Genomic DNA, 2,522 nt, shown 5'->3' with positions numbered 1-2,522 from the left:
CTTCTTCAAGATTTTTACTCGTTCCTTCTCCTTTTTCTAACATATATGCTACGATAATTTTAGAATCCAGCATACCTCTTTCTCCAGAAAGTTTATAGCACTTAAAGGCTTTTTTATAGTCCTTACCAACTCCTTCGCCATTATAATACATATTTCCAAGTTCATATAATGCATATGGATTTTGACGTTCAGCAGCATATATGAAAATCTTGTGTGCCATATCAAAATCTTTCTCCATTCCTAACCCCTGCCTTTTCATTCTACCAATATTTACCATAGCCATTATTTCCAATTGTGAAGCAGCCTTATCAAACCAATAGTATGCTTCTTTATAATCTTTTTCTACTCCATTTCCTGTTAAGTATATTACCCCTAAATTGTTTTGGGCAGCAGAATTCCCTTTATCACTAGCAAATTTATACCAACGAATAGCTTCATTTATGTTTTTATCTACATGATTCCCTTGCTCATACATTTGAGCTAAATTATTCATACCGTATACGTCTCCTTTTTTAGCAGAATCATGAAATAAATTATATGCTTTTTTTAAATCTTTTTCAACATAATATCCTTCTTTATACATATTACCTAAGTTATTCATAGCTCTAGCGTGTCCCTGCTTTGATGCTTTGGTATATAATTCAAAAGCTTTTTCATAGTTTTTATCAACACCTTTACCATTAGCATATAAATAACCTAAATTAAATGTCGCTACATCATCATTTAAAAGAATTGATTTTTTATATAACTCAATTGCTTTATCATAATCTTGATTTAAACCTCCAAAACCATTTTCGTAAGCATATCCTAAATATCTTAAACCCTGCGAATCATTATTATCTGCGGCTTTTTTAAATTCAATTACAGCTTTTTCATACTCCCTTTCCAAATAGTAACATAGACCTAAATTTGCATGCTCTCTGTAAGATAATTCATCTATAAAATTATTGTATATCGCTTGAGCTTCTTTATACTCCTTATTTTTAAACTTCATGTTAGCCTCATCTATTTTAGCGTTTTGAGCAAAAACAAAACTTGAGGTTAACAGTAATAATAATAACCTAATTTTCAATGTATTATTCTTTAATATATAAAATTTGTCTATATTTTTTAAACTTCTATCTCTCACATTTCAACTTATTAGTATGATTTTTCTAAATATTGTTACTAATTGTTTCAATAACCCAATCTTTCATGGAGTCATCCCAAGTATCATACGTTTTATAAAATTGTTCTTTATCGTACCAATACAGGAATAAAATATCTTTAGGAGAAATATTAACTAATAGTTTCCATAATAAATCATGATACTTTGCACTTATAGACGAATGCGGTTCATGCAACGCTTGGTATATTTTTGCATCTACTATATCTGCAATTTTATATTGGTTACTAGTTTCTATTTTTTCTAGATAGCGCTCTACTCCCATAATACGTTTTCTACTATCGATATCTATTTTATTTAAATAACTCTTAAACAACAATTGGTCATTTAGAATATCTTGTATTGGGTGTTGTGGTTTTTCTAACGATTTTGATAATTCATATTTTTTAATGCGCTCGTAACGCGATGTAGTAACTGCTCTATCTAAATCACACTCAATAATATCATGGCTTAATAACTTTGCTATTAGCTCTGGCTGATCTATGTGATAAATTAACACATCGTGTATTGTGTCTTTTATAGCTTCTTTATACCATTTTTCGTTTTCAAAAACAATAATATCCTTTATAAAATCTCGTAATAAATAAACACCTCCAAATGCCTTAGTATAAAACGAATTGGTAGTATACTCTAGCTCCTTTAATTCTAAATCTCTTGTTCTTAAATCACCATATTTTAAGGCCGAGTCTAAAAGTTCTTTTTGTAAATTTTCATCTATAAAATTGTTTCCTTCTTTAAATTTTTGAACAAGTTGTTGTTGCTCTTTTTGTATGGTATCTAGGTTGTCTATTAAGTGAAAATGTATAGATACTTTATTGTATTTTAAAACGTCTAAAGGCTCATAAAACGCATCGATACTTTGGTCAAAATCTAAGCAAATAGCACAATCTCTTGTAATATTATTTATTTTATCTCCATAAGCTTTAAATACATGTTGCATCATTTCTCTATCGAACGTATGAAACGACACATAAACTGGTTTCCCTTTCTGTAATGGAGAAATAATAATACCATGCGGATTGGCTTCTCCATTGTTTAAATACAACAAATTACCTTTTTCTTCTGCTATTTCTGGACTCCACCCTATTCCATCTATAGAAAAGGTTTTTAATTTTGTTTCGGCGAACCCCAATTTTACTAAGCATTTATTATAACGCTCCACCAACTTCCCACTTATAGGAATGAGTTCGCTTCTATACAGATTTGCCAATTCTAGTTTTTGCATTGCAAATTTTAATTACTGTTTACCAAACTGCTCTCTGGCTTTGGTTTCTATATTTAATTGATTTATTCTAGCATCTACTTTTCGTTTAAAATCGGTATCTGCAATGGTTGCCACGTTATCTAAATAACGTAC

General features: G+C 29.8%; 2 protein-coding genes. Both read right to left on the bottom strand.

Annotation, left to right across the window (positions count from 1 at the left end; genetic code table 11):
- The coding region (locus ACVC2P_RS09305; RefSeq protein ID WP_452598200.1) for a hypothetical protein at window positions 1-1,072 on the bottom strand (1,072 nt) is incomplete at its 3' end.
- Window positions 1,073-1,154: 82 nt separating this feature from the next.
- Window positions 1,155-2,390 (bottom strand): DUF6638 family protein, encoded by a 1,236-nt coding sequence (locus ACVC2P_RS09300; protein ID WP_452598199.1) that lies wholly within the window; start codon window positions 2,388-2,390, stop codon window positions 1,155-1,157.
- Window positions 2,391-2,522: the final 132 nt, after the last annotated feature.

This window comes from Pontimicrobium sp. MEBiC01747, assembly GCF_053601635.1.
This window is presented reverse-complemented; position numbering and strand designations above follow the sequence as displayed.

Bases quoted from the DNA above. Each gene is read 5' to 3' on its own strand.
- ACVC2P_RS09300 (WP_452598199.1), bottom strand. From the start codon at position 2,390: ATGCAAAAACTAGAATTGGCAAATCTGTATAGAAGCGAACTCATTCCT.